Origin of the sequence: Desertivirga xinjiangensis, from assembly GCF_024436435.1 — a bacterium.
Classification (GTDB): domain Bacteria; phylum Bacteroidota; class Bacteroidia; order Sphingobacteriales; family Sphingobacteriaceae; genus Desertivirga; species Desertivirga xinjiangensis.
In genome coordinates, this window is record NZ_JAFMZP010000005.1 from 118,172 (window position 1) to 134,177 (window position 16,006).

Below are 16,006 nucleotides of genomic sequence, written 5' to 3' on the forward strand. Positions count from 1 at the left end.
GTTTATTGCGGGTTGGATATTAAATTTAATTTCTCAGATAAGAAAGTGCTTACAAACTCATCGTCAGTCAGGTTTGGGTACTCTTGGTAGATCCTGTCAATTTCCTCTTTTTGCCCTGGTGACAGCGACTCTTTCGGGCTAATACACCAGATGCCTTTTAACAGCCCCTGTTTGCGAAGTACTTCATGTATACCGGAGATGCAGCCGTGAAAATTGTGAGAGGGATCAAATAATGCAGCGTTACTATCCGTGACAGCAATGGCGTGACTTAAGAGTTGATTGGCAAGTTCGGCGCTGGGCTCCTGCTTATATGTTTTAACCTGGTCTAACAATTCAACGGCCTTTCGTGTCCAGACGGCCCAGTGCCCTAGCAGGCCACCTTTAAATTCTATCTCTATTTCGCCTTCCTCTGTTGGAAATCGGTAGATGGTCATAAGATCATTTACGATGTTGTCATCGTTACCAGTGTACATCGCCACTTCATGTTTCCTGCTCGAATTAGCCAGTGCCCGCATGACATCCAGGGTTTGATACCTGTTAAAAGAAGCACATTTAATGGCAACTACATTATCGATTTCGACAAACTTTGACCAGAAATCGTAAGAGAAAATCCTTCCGCCAACAGAAGGTTGCAGGTAAAAACCGAATACGGGCATGATCTCTGCAACACGGCGTGTGCGTTCTAAGATTTGATCTTCAGTCCAGTCCCTTAAACCACCCATGCTTAATAATCCAGCATGGTAACCATGTTTTATGGCAATGGAAGCTTCGTTGACGGCCTGAGCGGTAGGCCCGCAGATGCCGCAGATTTTTATAAAGGGTCTGGTTAAATTGGCCTTTTCGACTTCTTCACTGGCTAATTGAAGTACTTTTTCAAATAGGTTTACCTCCGGATCCCTGATTTCAAACTGGGTGGAGTGTACTGCAACTGCGATGCCACCAGCGCCGGCAGCGATATAATATTGCGTTAACAGCCTTTGATGATACTCATCGAGGCTTCTGTCTTCATTTAAGGCCAAAGGATGGGCCGGAATAACGGTTCCCTGCATTAAATGGTCTTTTAATGTTTGGGATAGTCTGGATAAGCTGCTCACTAGAATTTTCCTCCTCTCTCTTGAAAATGGGTGTCTTTGCTCCATAGTTCACCACCGTTGGAAATCCAGGTAGCGGTGTGCTCAATTGCTTCACGAATAGTAGTACGCGGGTAACCAAAAAGTCTGTGGCACTCTGAGGCGTTATTTAATAAGGCTGTTCCTGCGCCGGTATTGATAAATTCTGGTTTTTTTCCGAGAAGCTCTCCAAATTGTTCTGCAAGCCACCTTGTTGATAGTATTTCTGGTCCTGTTACATTTAATATTTTAGCGGGAGAGCTGCAATGCAACAAAGATCTTAATGCAATCTCGTTAGCATCCCCTTGCCAGATCACATTGACGTTTTGTGTCGTCAAATCTATTGGTCTGTCTTCTTTCACGGATTTGGCGATTTCAACCAAAACTCCATACCTGAAATCTACCGCATAATTGAGCCGGTAAATGAGGATAGGCGTTTTATTTTTTTTCGAAAAGTATTCAAAGATCCTTTCCCGCCCCAGGCAGGATTGTGCATATTCGCCAACAGGTTCTGGACTGTATTCTTCAGATACACCGCCCTCCTGGACCGGTACGAAAGGAAGTACATTTCCGGAGGAGAAGGCTACAATTCTGGAATTTTTAAAATGTGAGGACACCAAACCTGGCAAGAAGGCATTCATTGCCCACGTAAAATCTTCATTTCCGGTAGTGCCGAATTTATGGCCTGCCAGATAAATGATGTTCGGGACTTGTGGCAAGTTTTTAAGTGCTTCTTCATCTAAAAGATCGCAGGCAATCGTTTCGATACCTTCGTTTTCCAATTCTAATCTAAGGCTCCCGGAAGAAAACCTTGATACGCCAATTACTCTCTTTTTAATGCCTGCCAGGCGTATTGCTTTAACGGCTAATTTAGCCATACTGGGGCCCATTTTGCCGCCAATGCCGAGGAACATGATGTCGCCTTCAATACTCTTTATGTCTTTAATCAGACTAGCAGAAGGCTCTAAAATGCTTTCTTCAAACTCTTTTAAATTTAATTCCATTTTTACTTTAATTTATTAATGTGAGGAGGTTGCTGATAGCTAAAGCTATTAAAACTGATAGGCCTAAAAATCCAAAAACTTTGGTAATGGGCTTATTTACATGTTCTTTCATAATTTCTTTATCATTTGCAATCATAAACATGGTGATTCCTATAAAAGGAACGAGAAAAATGGTAACGCTTTGAGCAAAAACAATTAGCTCCAGGGGTAGCTTTCCAAAGACGATCGCGATGATAGTGCCGAAGATCATCACCAATGAAATGAATAACTTGACCATCTTGTGATTAAGGTTATTACCATATTGAAAAGTGTCGCCCAATAGAGAACCGCCCAATACTGCATTGCCAATTAAGGAAGAGAAAGAAGCACTAAACAGGCCAATGAAAAATAGATTGGTAGCACTTGAGCCTAACAGAGGTTCTAATGCTTTGCCCATTTCGGAAGCAGAGTTAACCTTGATATGCTCAGGATGAAGTGTGTTGGCAGCACATATCAGCACTGCGGCACTCATGATACCTAATAGGATTATTCCCACCTGGCTACCCATAATGGTCTCTTTGGTTGTGTGTCCTTGCGATAGCTTCTTGCGGGTTTGTACCAGGTAACTTTGATAAAAGGCCCCAACAATGGAAAAGCAGGAAGCTGTGAAAGCAACGATCAAACCTAATGATCCATCAGGGAAACGAGGAAGAAACCCTTCACCCAATTTTTGAAAGGAAGGAGGTACCAGGATAACTGTTGTTAGAAATGCGAACAACATGATGATGATGAGTGCCAGCATCAACTTTTCGAAAACTATATAGAAAGAACGAAAGAATAGCAGGGAGATGCCAATAAGATTAAAAAGTACAATCCATATTTTCGGATCAGTGTTCGTGGGTTCAGAAATAGATACGGCTATCCCTGTTGCATTGCCTGCCTGAAAGGAGGTGGCTACTAAAAAAATGCCGATCCCGATGATGACTGATACACTCTTACCATATTTTTTCCGGATTAAGGTGAGCAATGTATCGTCGGTGGCCATGCCAATCCTTGCGGACATGTTTGCATATACAGACATGAAAAATATAGCAATAACTATTATCCAGATTAGGCTGAATCCAAAATCTGCACCCATCTTGGAGGTAATGGTCATTTTACTGGGGCCGAAAATTAATGCAGCTGTAATTATCCCTGGTCCAAGGATGGCGAGTATGTTGTGAAGAAAGCCTTTGTTACTTTTACCTGGTGTTTCCATTAATTTTTTCGGGTTTGCTTAAATTCGTTAATACTAATCGTTGTGCTTTGGTTATTGAAATTTGTTCTTATATAGTTGAATATAGCTGTTGCTTCTTCGTCTTTTAGAAAATTGAATGCAGGCATAGGAGTATCATACTTAACTCCCTTTATAGCTTTGTCTTTTAATCCGTTGAGAATAATATCTGCTAACACTTTTTTTTCTCCCTTAACGGTTGTTGAATTTTCTAAAGACGGAAATGTGCCGGGTATACCTTTCCCGTCTGGCTTGTGACAAGAAGAACAATATGATTCATACAACGCTTTTCCGGAAATCGGGTAATTACTGATATTTTGTTCTGCTTCCTTCTGTTCTGCTTTTACCGGTCGGATAATGCTGCCAGTTACTTCATCTGTTTTTCTTAATCTGTATATTTTGTCATCATCCGGTTTCGGGAATCCTTTCTGAGGGTTCCAGTCCCGGTTACTGGTGCAAAAATAGATGTCACCGTTAGGAGCTGTAATCACAGACCGTAGCCTTCCTAATTGATCTTTAAATAATATAGATTCATCTGTCACTTTACGGCCGTCTTCAGATAGTTTCAATATACGTAAAGACTGGCTTTTTAATGTAGTTAGCAGGAGGCTATTCCTCCACTCAGGTATCCGGCTGCCGCCATAGTACGCAAGTCCTGCGGGTGCTATGACTGGTGTCCATGACCTTATGGGGGGGCTGAAAGTTCTTTGGTTAGATAAGGCTAAGTTGCTTTTCGGAGGATTCCTGCCTTCTATTAATGGCCATCCGTAATTGTGTAATGGGCTGATGAGATTTATTTCGTCTTCAACTGCATCGCCGTGTTCGGAAGTGTATATATTATTATTTCCAGCTTGAGTTAAGCCTTGTATATTGCGAAATCCCCAGGCATACACATAACTACCTGCAATGGGGTTATCAGCCGGGATACTGCCATCAATGTTAATTCTCAATATTTTTCCATTTAATGCTGTAGAGTCCTGCGCATAGTTGTCAGATGCCGCATCACCGGTAGCCCAGTATACTTTATTGTCGGTTCCTATAATTATCCTCGATCCGTTGTGCCCGGTGTTTCCCGGGATTCGTAAAAGAAGCTTTGGTTCTTTTAATTCAGTGTTCTTTGTGTATACATACCTATAAAGGTTCGAATAAATGTTTCCGTTATGCTTTGTCGTGAAAGATATAAAAAGATACTGTGTTTGTTGGTGAGGTTGAAAAAGTGTCATTCCTAGTAAGCCGGTGGTTCGTTGATGGAAAATATCCGGTATTTGCTTTAGTAAGCTAATTTTTTTCGTTTTTAGGTCTAATTTTTTTATGTTTCCTGTAATTTCAGAGAAAATAATGCAATTATTTGTTTTGTCATACTGCAAATCCCACGGAATGTTTAATTTATGAGCCACCTGGCTTAGGGAAATTTTGGAATTACCCAGATCGATGGTGTATAATATGGTGTCATTGCCCTTATTGCAAGACGAAAGCAAAGTAATTATACTATATATATATAGGAGTAGGACAATCTGATGCTTCATGCAATGCGTTTCCTTTAATTTCTTTGTCTAAAATAACTAAAATAAATATATATACAAAAAAAGTTAAAAATTGTATACATAAATTGAGCCTTCCTGAATAATTTTTTGTCGAAATATTTTGTTTTTTAAAAAATACTTCCTAATTTCATCTAAAAGTATTCAATACCTGTGTGTTTATGTATACAATTTGGTCTTGGAAATGCAATCCATCCACTACAATTTTTCATTTTTTAACTTAAAAGAGCACTATGAGATCTATTTTTCTAAAAGGAAGCAGCATGCTGAGGTGTAGGCATCTTCTACTGCTTTGCTTAATTTACCCGGGCTCCGGCTACTCTGAGGTAACTACCCTTAAAAAATTTGCGGGAGAACTTAGTCGTATACCTTCGCAGGGATCTGGCTTTTCGGGTGCGGTCAGTTCTTCACAGGAAACCATTACCGGGTATGTTAGGGATGACCAGGGCGGACCTCTTCCAGGTGTTGTGGTTAGAAATTTGAAAACTAATCAGACCACTGCTACTGATGCTGAAGGAAAGTTTCAATTAAAATCAGCTGCAGATGATGACCGTATCCAATTCCGGATGATCGGTTTTGCTACGAAGGTGATCCTGGCAAAAGATGTATCCAATGTTGTGCTGGCAACGCAAACCAGTGGGCTTAATGAAGTGGTGGTAGTGGGATATGGAACACAGAAAAAAGCGGATGTATTAGGTTCTATCTCTACGGCGAAGTTTGATGAGAATATTACCAGCAGGGGGCTGTCTAATGCCTCTTCAGCTTTGCAGGGTCTTTTACCGGGGCTGGCTGTTAATCAGAACTCCGGTATGGCGGGAAATAATGCTGCGGAATTGATGATACGTGGTTTAGGGACAGTAAATGGTTCCAGCCCACTGATCGTTGTAGATAACATGCCTGATGTGAGCCTGAACCGTATCAATGTGAATGATATTGAAAGCGTTTCGGTGTTAAAAGATGCGGCCTCTGCCGCAATTTACGGTACCCGGGCGGCTAATGGAGTTATTTTGATCACTACTAAAACGGGTAAGCGGAATACGAAACCAAGTATTAGTTTTCAAAGTAACCTGTCAGTTATACGGCCTACTGCAAATGTGGAATTTGTTAATAATTATGCAAAGGCATTAACAGCAACACAGGTTGGGCAATCTGCTACCACATTGCCATCTGCTTTTGCTTTTAAAAACGGTACAATTGATCAATGGCTATCTCAAAGTCTCATTGATCCTAAAAAGTATCCCAGTACCGATTGGTGGGATGTGATCTTAAGAGATGGGGTTTCCAAAAATTACAATATCTCCGTAAGTGGCGGAAGTCAGAATAATAATTATTACTTGTCTTTTGGTGCCCTGGATGAAACAGGAATTCAAATTGAGAACGACTTTAAACGGTATAACGCCACTTTTAATTTCGATACAAAGATCATCGAATCCATCAGCTCGGGAGTGAAATTTTCGGGTAACTGGTCCGACTTAAAGTATAACTACAGCGAAGGTATGACGGCTAACAGTACGAGTGGATTAGACCTTTTCTCGGCACCTGCCGGTATTTTGCCTTTCGACCCTGTTACAGGATACTACGGCGGTGCAATGGCTTACAACGAAAGCTCACAAGCCACCAATGTTTATGCTGATTATATGGTTAGAAACAGGAATAATATGAACCAGAAGCAGGCATATCTGAACGGCTATTTAGACTGGAAACCGGTAAAGGGCCTGGTAGCACACATCGATTATACATTAAACTATAATAACAGATTTGACTGGAGGGCTGATATGCCAACCCGGGCTTATAACTTTCAAACAGAGGATTGGGGTCCAAGGATTTATGTAGGGACAAATGAGCCTATTTATAACGTAGACAGGGAAGGGATTAAAACACAGTTCACTACCCGGCTGAATTATGATGTGACTGTTGCAAAGGATCATAGTATTGCAGCTATGGCAGCTTACAGCGAGGAGTATTGGAAAGACAGATCGCTTTCGGCGAGCCGAGCAAGCAGGCTAACTCCGAATATGACTGAAATTGATGGGGCATTGAATGAGGTTCAGACTACCGGAGGTAACTCTGAAACTGAAGGTCTTCGATCTTATATCGGTCGCTTAAACTACTCCTATAAAGGAAAATATCTTATTGGGGGAACATTCAGAGCTGATGCCTCATCCAGGTTCTTATACGGAGACAGGTATGGGTATTTTCCATCGGGGGCTGTTGGCTGGCGACTTTCTGAAGAATCATTTATTAAACCTTTATTGGAGAAAATAGCGGTGAACTCTGCTAAACTCAGGGTTAGCTATGGAGCATTAGGTAACAATGCCGGGGTGGGGCCATATGAACAGCAGGAATGGTTAACGCCTAGTCACTATTTTCTGGGGGCAGCTCCGGTGATAGGTTTGACCAATAAAAAGTTTATTAATTATAATCTTTCCTGGGAAAAAACTAATGTTTTCAATACGGGTATGGACTTGTCCATGTTCAGTGATAAATTATTACTTGAACTGGATTATTATGAAAGGTTAACCAAAGGTATGAACAGACCTTCGGATCTGTCAATTCACTTATTGGGTGCTTATACGCCTCCGCGAAGGAATATTGGTGATATGAGGAACAGGGGGATAGAAACCAATCTAACCTGGAATGATCGTGTAGGAGAAGTACGATATATGGTTAATATGAATTACTCTACTAACAGAAATAGGTTATTGTCCTGGAATGAGCCCCTTGCGAATGGTTCTGTCTTTGTAGATATGCCTTATAATTTTGTTTATGCCTTCAAATCGATAGGTATTGCACAAACATGGGAGGATGTCTATAAAGCTGCTCCTCAAGGCGCTGCCCCTGGAGATATTTTGCTGGAGGATGTAAATGGCGATGGAAAAATCGATATTAATGACCGGGTCGCTTATTCTAAGTATCAACTAGGGCGGCCTACATCTAACTATGCTTTAAGGGCTTCAGCCTCGTGGAAAGCCTTTGATCTGGCATTTATGTTTCAGGGAGCTTACGGCAGAAAAGAGTTTTGGATGAATAGAGTGAACAGCACCTTTTTGGGTACGGCAAACCAGGCAGTTACTAATGAACAATTATACGAAACCTGGAATTTAGATAACCGGGATGCAGAATATCCGCGATTACTGCCCAGTACCTTAGGGTCAACAAGTACCAATAATTATCTGAGCACCCACTGGTTGCAGGACCTGTCTTACGTAAGGTTAAAAAATGTACAGGTAGGCTATACCTTTAAAAATACTCTCTTTCAAAAAGTCGGTTTGAGTAAGATCAGAGGGTATGTGTCCGGAGATAATTTGCTGACCATTACTAAATTTAAAGGACTTGACCCTGAGAAGAGTACCTATGCCAATGATTCTTATCCCATCACTAAGAGTATTGTCTTTGGGCTTAATGTTGAATTTTAAAGAAAGATCGTCATGAAGAAAATAATATACATAATTCTATCCTTGCTAACGGTTGTCTCCGCAGGTTGCCGAAAAGATCTGCTTGAGCGAAATCCAACGGCATATCCTAGCACCAGCACTTTTTGGTTAACTGAGGGAGATGCTTTAGCTGCCCTGATGGGTAACTACTCAGTTTTCAGACCCTGCTTTGACAGGGATTATCATTTTGATGGGCACGGTGACTTTTTGAAAGTTTATAATGTTGGAGCTGCGCCCATTAGTATAGCAGTGAACAATCCAAGCAATTATGGAGGTGGCGCCTCGGCCTTGTACAGAGCCCTTTACGGCTCAATTGTAAATTCAAATTATGTAATTGAAAACGTAAGCAATAGGTTGCTGCCTAACGCTAAAACCGATGCTTCAAAAAAGAATCTCGAAGCTATCATCGGGGAAGCAAAACTTTTAAGAGGAATCGCGTATTTCAGATTGATCTCTCTATGGGGTGACGTTCCTTACATCTATAAAATAGCTAAAGAACCCATAGAGGTTGATACTCTTTCCAGGATGCCAATTGCCAGAGTAAAAGATTCTATTTATGCGGATTTTACTTATGCGTATGAGAAGCTTCCGAACGTAGCCGAGGCAAAGGGGCGGGCAGGAAAACCGGCTGCATTATCGTTCAGGGGTAAACTTCAATTGTTTTGGGGCTCCTGGAAGAAACATGGCTGGCCGGAGCTTGAAGGGTTCGTGCAATCGCAAACTGAAGCCACTTCAGCATTTGAAGGAGCTGCAGCCGATTTTAAAAAAGTCATTAATGATTTCGGACTAACGTTATTTAGAAATGGTGAGCCCGGAGAATGGGGGGAGATGGGTAAAGCTGACGTCCTTCCCAACTATTATTATCTGTTTATTCCATCAACAGGAAATCTAGAGCCAGGCAGTGAAATGATAATGGTGCTTACCCATGGAGGTAATGCAAGTAACCAGAGTGAGGAATACATGCGGGTGTGGACAGGTGTATCGGTAGGGCTTTCTCAGAACCAGGTGGTTGCCCGGTATGAAATTGCTGACAGGTATCAGTCGACTATCACCGGGGATTTTCTACCAAAAATGATCCAAATGAACCCAGCAACAAACCCTGCTGCCCGCACAACGCCGAATTCAGCGGTCAACCCAGAGTCATACAGGAACCGGGATTACCGGATGAAAGCAACGCTTCTTTGGGATTACGAAAAAATTATGGGTATAGGCACTACCGAAGTAACAGGTTTTGTGCCATTTATTTATAAGTCATGGGGAGCTAGAGTGACTATAGATGGGACCTCTTATACCACGTTTAATGATAATACCACTAATCTTTCAGGGATTGAGGAAAGGAAGTTCGTTCGTAACTATGGCGGACAAAATAGAAGTTCCGGCGATTACAACTGGCCTTTAATGCGCTTGGCGGATGTGTATCTAATGTATGCAGAAGCTTCAAACGAGGTTTATGGGCCGCTGCCTGATGCAATCGAACTGGTGAACAAAGTAAGGCACAGAGGAAATCTTCCTCCGCTTGCAGCAAGCAAAACCGGATCGCCAATTGATTTCTTTAACGCCATTGAGCAAGAGCGGATTGTGGAATTGTTTGGCGAGGGGCAGCGCACTTTTGACTTAAGAAGATGGCGTGCATTGGAACGTGTGTTCGGCCCTGCATATGGCGATGGAAAGTGGTTCCAGGATACGTATGGCAATAATTGGGAAAGATTCTTTTTCAATGCCCCTGAACTAACTTATCAAAGATGCTATATCTACCAGATTCCTGAAACAGAACGGGTGAGGAATAAAAATCTTAGCCAGAACATCCCATGGAGATAGTCTTTAATTTTAAACGAATATTCTGATGAAAAAAATAATATCACTTCAAATAGCCTTTGTTGCGCTCTGTATACTCGGCATTCTTTCCTGTAAAAAAGATTTCCCTGTTGATGGGGATGGACTGCTGATCACTAGTAGGTCGGATTGTTATGTCAGTAGCTTTGAATTGTTAGGAGCCGATTTTCAAACGGTCAGAAGTAAAGTGGCAACTATCGACACTACAGCACAGACAATCAATGTGGAGGTCTGGTATGGAACAGACTTAAAAAACCTTTATCCTCAGTTTAGTCTGGTTACAGATGCTGTCCTGGATCCGAAAATAGTTGGAAAAGTGGATTTCTCTGATTTATCCGTGCCGAAAGAATGGACTGTAGTCTCAGGAAATAGAAAAGTCAGAAAGACATATAAAGTGTTTTTAACGGTTAAACAGTAGATCAAGCCGCATTTAACTAAAACCACCAAAATGATGAAAAAATTAAAAAAATATTTGCTGTTCCTGGTGTGTATTTCACTATTAACGGCATGCAAAGACGAGGAATTTCAAATACCTACGGCATCACAAGATCTCCAGAATGACTTAATAAAGAGATCTCTCGGTCCTAATATTGTAGGGGGAACTATTGAGTTTGCTTACGCGTCGGGTATTATTCCGGAAAAAGGAAAGCTGGTTTCAATGTCGGTAGAAGCAAGTATCGCGGGAGCTGCGGGTACTTACATGGACAATAAGACATATACTACCAACAGTTCAGGTGCTGATATTGGTGTAGCCATAGGAGAGCCTTCAGTTACAACTGATAAGGTAACGGAGGTTGTATTTAATACCGATGTTTCTGCGACTACCCTGCGGTATTACTATAAAATTCCGGAGGAAGCCAGAGGCAAAACCGTAAGTTTTAAGTTTTCGGCTAAGGCCAGCAACGGAGAATCGGTGGTATATCAGACGGATGCTTATGAGATCAGGAAAATGGATATGCAGTTGGATTTGATAGCTAAAGATGCCGCGAATTGTTTCATCTCTATCGCCGATATGAAAACATACGATGCTGCCTTTGCAGCGGCTAATCCTGGTAAAATCGACCTGATATATTTATACAGGGCGCTTACCAATGTAACTTATGCGCATTCGCTGGTTGCACCGGCCGCAGATCCTATGTATATGCCATCTTTCACATTGCCTGCGGGGCTTACTAATAATTCAAAAATAGTAAAAGCCTTTACGGTGCGCGATCAGCAACTGGCCAGGTTGCAATATGGCGTTTTCGTAGACGATGCCGACCTGTTTGCTAAAGATTATGTTGATGCACCTAACTTTGCTATTAACATGAAAGCCGAAGGAGGTATCTGGGTGCAAACCGCAGATGGAAAATATAGTGCTTACATCTTTGTAAATAGCGTGAATAATACCACGAAAGAAATGAAAATAAGCATTAAAAGATTAGCGCTTAAATAATTATTTCCCGTGTAATTTAAATTATGACCATTTCAGTTTCTAAGAGTCCTAAGACTTTCCTAGCTTTCTTGACTTTGCTGCTTGCCTTTCAAAGTTCATCAGGGCAGGACAGCATCATTGACCGCAAGGAAATCGCGTTCGCGAAATTTAAGCCCAACCGAAAAATAGTAAATACCGTGTTTGATGGAAAACCAGGAGTTTATCTTAAGGAAGGAGTCTTAAGGTCCAATCTCGATTCAATCAAGATACCCGACCTTGAAGTTTCTATCAACGCAGGCAAGCCGGGATTGTATATTTTAGAAGCAGAAACCACACCTGTTGACCTTGCCCGGCTGAAAAAAGAAGACCAGTCGGGCAAGTTAACCTTGCGGGCAAAACTCATCAATGGCGATTTCAGGCCAACCTATCGCATCGTATATGATGTTTATAAAGGTGGGCGCCAGGAACTTGGTAAATTCGAATTGAAATACGCAAAGCAGCTCCTTAAGATCTGGCTTCCCGAGAATCTGGTTCTGCAACGTTTATTTATAAGACCCTATGTGGCACCTAAAGCTCCTGTTGAAGCCGAAAACTATAAGCCTAAAGTAATTCCGCCGGCTGGACATCCGCGCTTGTGGCTCAATAAAGAATCTTTACCGGTCATCAGAGAGCGTCTCAAAGATACTTCTCATGCTGAAGCATGGGCTGAAATAAAAAACCGCGCAAACGCAGAGCCCGATTTTAGTTTTAATCCTGAAAAGGAAATCTTTTACAATGAAGCGTTGGAAAAGATCATCGAAGCGAAAGCTTTTTATTACCTCATGACCAATGAGAAAACTGCAGGTGAAGCTGCTGTACGCCTTACCTTGGAATATCTCTCTGTTCTGGAGTTTGGTAATATTTCCTATGGTGACATTACAAGAGAGGTTGGACGTGCTATGTATACGGCCTCCCTGGTTTATGACTGGTGTTACCCGCTAATGAATCCAGATAGTCGCCGGCAGCTTAGAACCGATCTAATGCGCCTGGCGCGGGACCTGGAAGTTGGTTGGCCGCCGTTTTATGGCCTGGAAAGTATCGTGAACGGTCATGGAAATGAATCGCAGATCTGCAGGGATCTTTTAGCCATGAGTATTGCTATTTATGATGAAGATCCGGAGCCTTATAAATATACGTCCTATTCTGTTCTGGAACAATTAGTGCCCATGCGGGAATTTGAATACCAGTCGCCAAGACATAATCAGGGAATAGACTACGGAGGCTACAGGTTTGGCTGGGAAATGCATGCTGCCTGGCTATACTACAGGATGTTGGGATACGCTGTTTTTGATGACAACATTAAAAATCTACCAGATTACTGGCTCTATATGCGCACGCCCGATGGGAAGATGCTGAGAGACGGCGATATGTTTAATGTGAAATATAACGCCAGCGGAAATTTCTATTGGAAAAATCCTCAAACGATGCTTTTATGCTACGCATATTCGGGGAATAGATTGATCAAAGGGGAATTTGTAAAGCAGGGGGGATTAAAAGATAATCCGGTCTTATTCCTGCTTCTGGATGATCCTGCTCTTCAGCCCGACTTTAACCTCAGCCAGTTGCCGCAAACAAAAGACTTTGGTCCTGTTTTAAATAGTATGATCGCCCGGACCGGTTGGGACGAGGATAAGTCCAGCGGAAATGTTATTGTAGAGTTCAAAGGAGGAGGCTTTCATTTCGGGAACCACCAGCATGCAGATGCAGGCGCTTTGCAGATTTATCATCGGGGAATCCAGGTTGGGGATCTCGGCCTTTATCTTTCCTATGGATCTCCTTATGATTTTAATTTCAATAAACGTTCCATATCACATAGCATGGTATTGGTAAGGGATCCCGCCGAGCCCTTATTATTCAGGACAAAAACGAATGATGGCGGTACCCGGTTCAGTCAGCGCTTTCCGCGGGCAGTAAAAGAGGTACTGACAGACAATTGGTTCCAAACCGGATATGTTAGAGCTTCAGCTACGGGTTCAGATCTTCTTCGTCCGTCTTTCAGTTACTTTAATGTAGATCTCACGGCGGCTTATTCGGAGAAAGTGACGGCTTACACCAAAAGTATGTTATTTCTGAACCTTAAAAGGGACGACGTTCCGGCTGTTGTAGTACTACTTGATCGTATAACCTCGCATGAAGCCGCTATGAAGAAATACTGGCAGATCAATACCCTTACAAAACCTGAGTATGTGAAGGATAAATTCATTCTAAGCAGTGCAATGGAGGGAAAAGAAGCATTGACTTATGTTAATATGATCAAACCTAAAGTGTCTGAAAGGACATTTGAAGTGTTTTCTGGCGATTCGTCTACTAAAGTGTTTGAAGATTATTACACTGTAAAGTCTCCCTGGCCAGAAGCAAAAGGTTCCCGTATAATGGTCTCTCCCAAAGCTGATACTAAACTCACTGAATTTGCAACAATATTTCAGATGACAGAAAAGGGAGCTGCGGAGCTGCCTGTGATAATAGAGGAAAAGACCGGTTATTTTATATTAAAGATTGCAGATAAAGTTATTGTGCTTGCAAAGCCTGATGTTTTTCTTGACGAAGATATTGAACTCAATATTCCGGCTGAAGGCAAATACGAGATTATCTGTTTGGGTTTGAAGGCGGGATTTTGGACTATTAAAGATCTGAAAAAAGGACATTCAACAAATGAAAATATCTTAAAAGATAAGCATTCTGTATCCTGGGAAGGAGAGGCTGGCCGGTATGTATTGTCACCTTTTAGACAATATAGGTAAGTAGTTTTTGTATATCAGATTGTATTCTTAATTTTGGCGATAAATGTATGCAAAATGAAAGAAGATTCGTTGGCTCATAAGGTGTATTTAGAGGTAAGGAAAAAGATACTTTCCAGCCAACTGGCTGGCGGCGCACGTTTAGTAGAAAATTTTTGGGCCGAAAAGTTATCTGTTAGCAGGGTGGCTGTGAGAGAAGCTTTTATGAGATTGGCCGGAGAGAGCCTGGTTGAGTTTGGAGGTAAAGGCGGCTGTTTTGTGAAAAGCATGACGATTGATGATATTAAGGAGATCAGGGAGTTGCGGGAGATACTTGAAATAGGTGCGTTAAAAATTCTTTTTGCAAAGAAAGACAAAGCGGTTGTTAAGGAACTGGAGTTGATCTGTGATGATTTTTCTGATATGGCAGCGAAGGGATATTACGGCGGAGCCTGCGAAGCCGATGTTAAGTTTCACGAGAAAATGATTGAGGGTTCTGGTAATTCAAGGCTGATACAGATGTATAAGAACAGTAATATTCCGCTGTTTCACATGAGGTTAGGTGCTGCAATGGATCAGATGGAAGATTACCAGGATACTAATAAAGAGCATCGGGCGATAGTTGAGGGTTTAGCCACCGGTGACTGGGAGCTTGCTTACTCATCTTTGGTGAGACAGTTAGACAGGGGAGAGCAGGAAGCCCTGGAGTTAGTTTAACTCCATTTCATCATTAACAAAAAAAGGGATCTTACACGATCCCTTTTTTTGTTAATGGCTGCTGTACAAGAAATCCTTTTCGCGCTTCTGTAATGATTATGCCTTTTAAACCTGATGGGTCTATTGCACAGTTGGTAGGATTTTCGCCAATGGCGTCTATAGGTGGTTGTTGCAGGCCAGCCGGGTTCCAAATTTTAATTTGTCCTGAGCCATAAACGGCCACATAGAGATTCTCCTCGTCGTCAAATGCAATACCATCGGGCCCAACCGGACCACCGGTCTCTGCAAATAATATCTGGTTGCTTAATTTTTTTTCTTCCGTATCCCAATCAAACTGCCATATTTTATGGGTTCCTGTTTCTGCTACAAATAACTTCGATTGGTCAGTGTTGAAAGCTAATCCATTAGGGTAACGCATTCCCGCGTAGATCTTTGCTAGTGATCTGTCCTGACCTAAGCAGCATATGTATCCTGTATTGTCATCCAGGCTGTCTCCCGGGCAAGTAAAAAGCAGATTGCCCAGTTTGTCAAAAGCAAGGTCGTTGGGCATTTTCAGCGATTTTCCCTCGATCTGGTTGACAATAGTGGTGTTAAGATTTAACAGGGGATCAAATGTCCTTATGCTGTTCTGCCGGGAATCGCAGAACCAGATAAGGTTATTTTGGTCAATCGCTATCCCGTTTGGAGCTCCATCAACCTTGTATCTGCGACTTATGGAATTGCTGATCAGAATCAGGTTCCCTGCTTCTTTTTCAACAAGCCAGATGTCTCCATTTCTGTCGAAGCATGGGCCTTCCGGAAAGTTCAAACCAGTCAAAAGAATTCTCATAAAAAAAATAAAAATTTAATGTAAATGTATACATAAAAAATGTAATTTAGTATACATTATTCGATGGGGTCAGCGATCTGATTATAGCTGTCTCCCTCATGATTTACGTAATATAAT

Annotated in this window: 11 protein-coding genes; 6 read left to right on the forward strand and 5 right to left on the reverse strand. The window is 41.9% G+C overall.

All coding sequences use genetic code 11. The features are described 5' to 3' along the window. Positions 1-2 precede the first annotated feature (2 nt). The 4 genes from J3P37_RS14780 to J3P37_RS14795 are packed head-to-tail and all read right to left on the reverse strand — an operon-like array spanning position 3 to position 4,891. Complete coding sequence (locus J3P37_RS14780; RefSeq protein ID WP_256012123.1) at positions 3-1,049, reverse strand: dihydrodipicolinate synthase family protein; 1,047 nt, start codon at positions 1,047-1,049, stop codon at positions 3-5. A gap of 44 nt (positions 1,050-1,093) precedes the next feature. Next, positions 1,094-2,113, reverse strand: coding sequence for an NAD-dependent epimerase/dehydratase family protein (locus J3P37_RS14785; RefSeq protein ID WP_256012124.1), 1,020 nt, complete (start codon positions 2,111-2,113; stop codon positions 1,094-1,096). A gap of 7 nt (positions 2,114-2,120) precedes the next feature. Continuing rightward, the gene (locus tag J3P37_RS14790; protein ID WP_256012125.1) at positions 2,121-3,350 is read right to left on the reverse strand and encodes an Nramp family divalent metal transporter; all 1,230 of its coding nucleotides are present in this window, start codon (positions 3,348-3,350) and stop codon (positions 2,121-2,123) included. Then, entirely contained in the window at positions 3,350-4,891 is a 1,542-nt protein-coding gene (locus J3P37_RS14795; protein ID WP_256012126.1) for a PQQ-dependent sugar dehydrogenase, read from the reverse strand. The genes J3P37_RS14790 and J3P37_RS14795 overlap by 1 nt, the downstream gene beginning before the upstream one ends. A gap of 248 nt (positions 4,892-5,139) precedes the next feature. Between J3P37_RS14795 and J3P37_RS14800 the strand changes: the two genes are divergently transcribed. The 6 genes from J3P37_RS14800 to J3P37_RS14825 are packed head-to-tail and all read left to right on the forward strand — an operon-like array spanning position 5,140 to position 15,060. After that, on the forward strand, positions 5,140-8,322 hold the full coding sequence (locus tag J3P37_RS14800; protein ID WP_256012127.1) for a SusC/RagA family TonB-linked outer membrane protein: 3,183 nt from the start codon (positions 5,140-5,142) through the stop codon (positions 8,320-8,322). 12 nt (positions 8,323-8,334) lie between these two features. Then, entirely contained in the window at positions 8,335-10,158 is a 1,824-nt protein-coding gene (locus J3P37_RS14805; protein ID WP_256012128.1) for a RagB/SusD family nutrient uptake outer membrane protein, read from the forward strand. A 25-nt stretch (positions 10,159-10,183) separates the two neighbouring features. Further along, positions 10,184-10,591 (forward strand): SGBP N-terminal domain-containing protein, encoded by a 408-nt coding sequence (locus J3P37_RS14810; protein ID WP_256012129.1) that lies wholly within the window; start codon positions 10,184-10,186, stop codon positions 10,589-10,591. A 30-nt stretch (positions 10,592-10,621) separates the two neighbouring features. Further along, positions 10,622-11,608: a DUF4466 family protein gene (locus J3P37_RS14815; protein WP_256012130.1), complete on the forward strand. Its 987-nt coding sequence runs from the start codon at positions 10,622-10,624 to the stop codon at positions 11,606-11,608. Positions 11,609-11,631: 23 nt separating this feature from the next. Beyond that, on the forward strand, positions 11,632-14,367 hold the full coding sequence (locus tag J3P37_RS14820) for a DUF4962 domain-containing protein (protein WP_256012131.1): 2,736 nt from the start codon (positions 11,632-11,634) through the stop codon (positions 14,365-14,367). A gap of 54 nt (positions 14,368-14,421) precedes the next feature. Beyond that, complete coding sequence (locus tag J3P37_RS14825; protein ID WP_256012132.1) at positions 14,422-15,060, forward strand: GntR family transcriptional regulator; 639 nt, start codon at positions 14,422-14,424, stop codon at positions 15,058-15,060. Between the two features lie 31 nt (positions 15,061-15,091). Here J3P37_RS14825 and J3P37_RS14830 read toward each other — a convergent pair whose 3' ends face one another. Continuing rightward, positions 15,092-15,889, reverse strand: a complete 798-nt coding sequence (locus J3P37_RS14830) for an SMP-30/gluconolactonase/LRE family protein (protein WP_256012133.1) — start codon at positions 15,887-15,889, stop codon at positions 15,092-15,094. Between the last annotated feature and the right edge of the window lie 117 nt (positions 15,890-16,006).

What these genes read in the sequence shown, in the direction of transcription:
- J3P37_RS14780 (WP_256012123.1), bottom strand. Translation starts at nt 1,049, where the DNA reads ATGCAGGGAACCGTTATTCCGGCCCATCCTTTGGCCTTAAATGAAGAC.
- J3P37_RS14785 (WP_256012124.1), bottom strand. Translation starts at nt 2,113, where the DNA reads ATGGAATTAAATTTAAAAGAGTTTGAAGAAAGCATTTTAGAGCCTTCT.
- J3P37_RS14790 (WP_256012125.1), bottom strand. Translation starts at nt 3,350, where the DNA reads ATGGAAACACCAGGTAAAAGTAACAAAGGCTTTCTTCACAACATACTC.
- J3P37_RS14795 (WP_256012126.1), bottom strand. Translation starts at nt 4,891, where the DNA reads ATGAAGCATCAGATTGTCCTACTCCTATATATATATAGTATAATTACT.
- J3P37_RS14800 (WP_256012127.1), top strand. Translation starts at nt 5,140, where the DNA reads ATGAGATCTATTTTTCTAAAAGGAAGCAGCATGCTGAGGTGTAGGCAT.
- J3P37_RS14805 (WP_256012128.1), top strand. Translation starts at nt 8,335, where the DNA reads ATGAAGAAAATAATATACATAATTCTATCCTTGCTAACGGTTGTCTCC.
- J3P37_RS14810 (WP_256012129.1), top strand. Translation starts at nt 10,184, where the DNA reads ATGAAAAAAATAATATCACTTCAAATAGCCTTTGTTGCGCTCTGTATA.
- J3P37_RS14815 (WP_256012130.1), top strand. Translation starts at nt 10,622, where the DNA reads ATGATGAAAAAATTAAAAAAATATTTGCTGTTCCTGGTGTGTATTTCA.
- J3P37_RS14820 (WP_256012131.1), top strand. Translation starts at nt 11,632, where the DNA reads ATGACCATTTCAGTTTCTAAGAGTCCTAAGACTTTCCTAGCTTTCTTG.
- J3P37_RS14825 (WP_256012132.1), top strand. Translation starts at nt 14,422, where the DNA reads ATGAAAGAAGATTCGTTGGCTCATAAGGTGTATTTAGAGGTAAGGAAA.
- J3P37_RS14830 (WP_256012133.1), bottom strand. Translation starts at nt 15,889, where the DNA reads ATGAGAATTCTTTTGACTGGTTTGAACTTTCCGGAAGGCCCATGCTTC.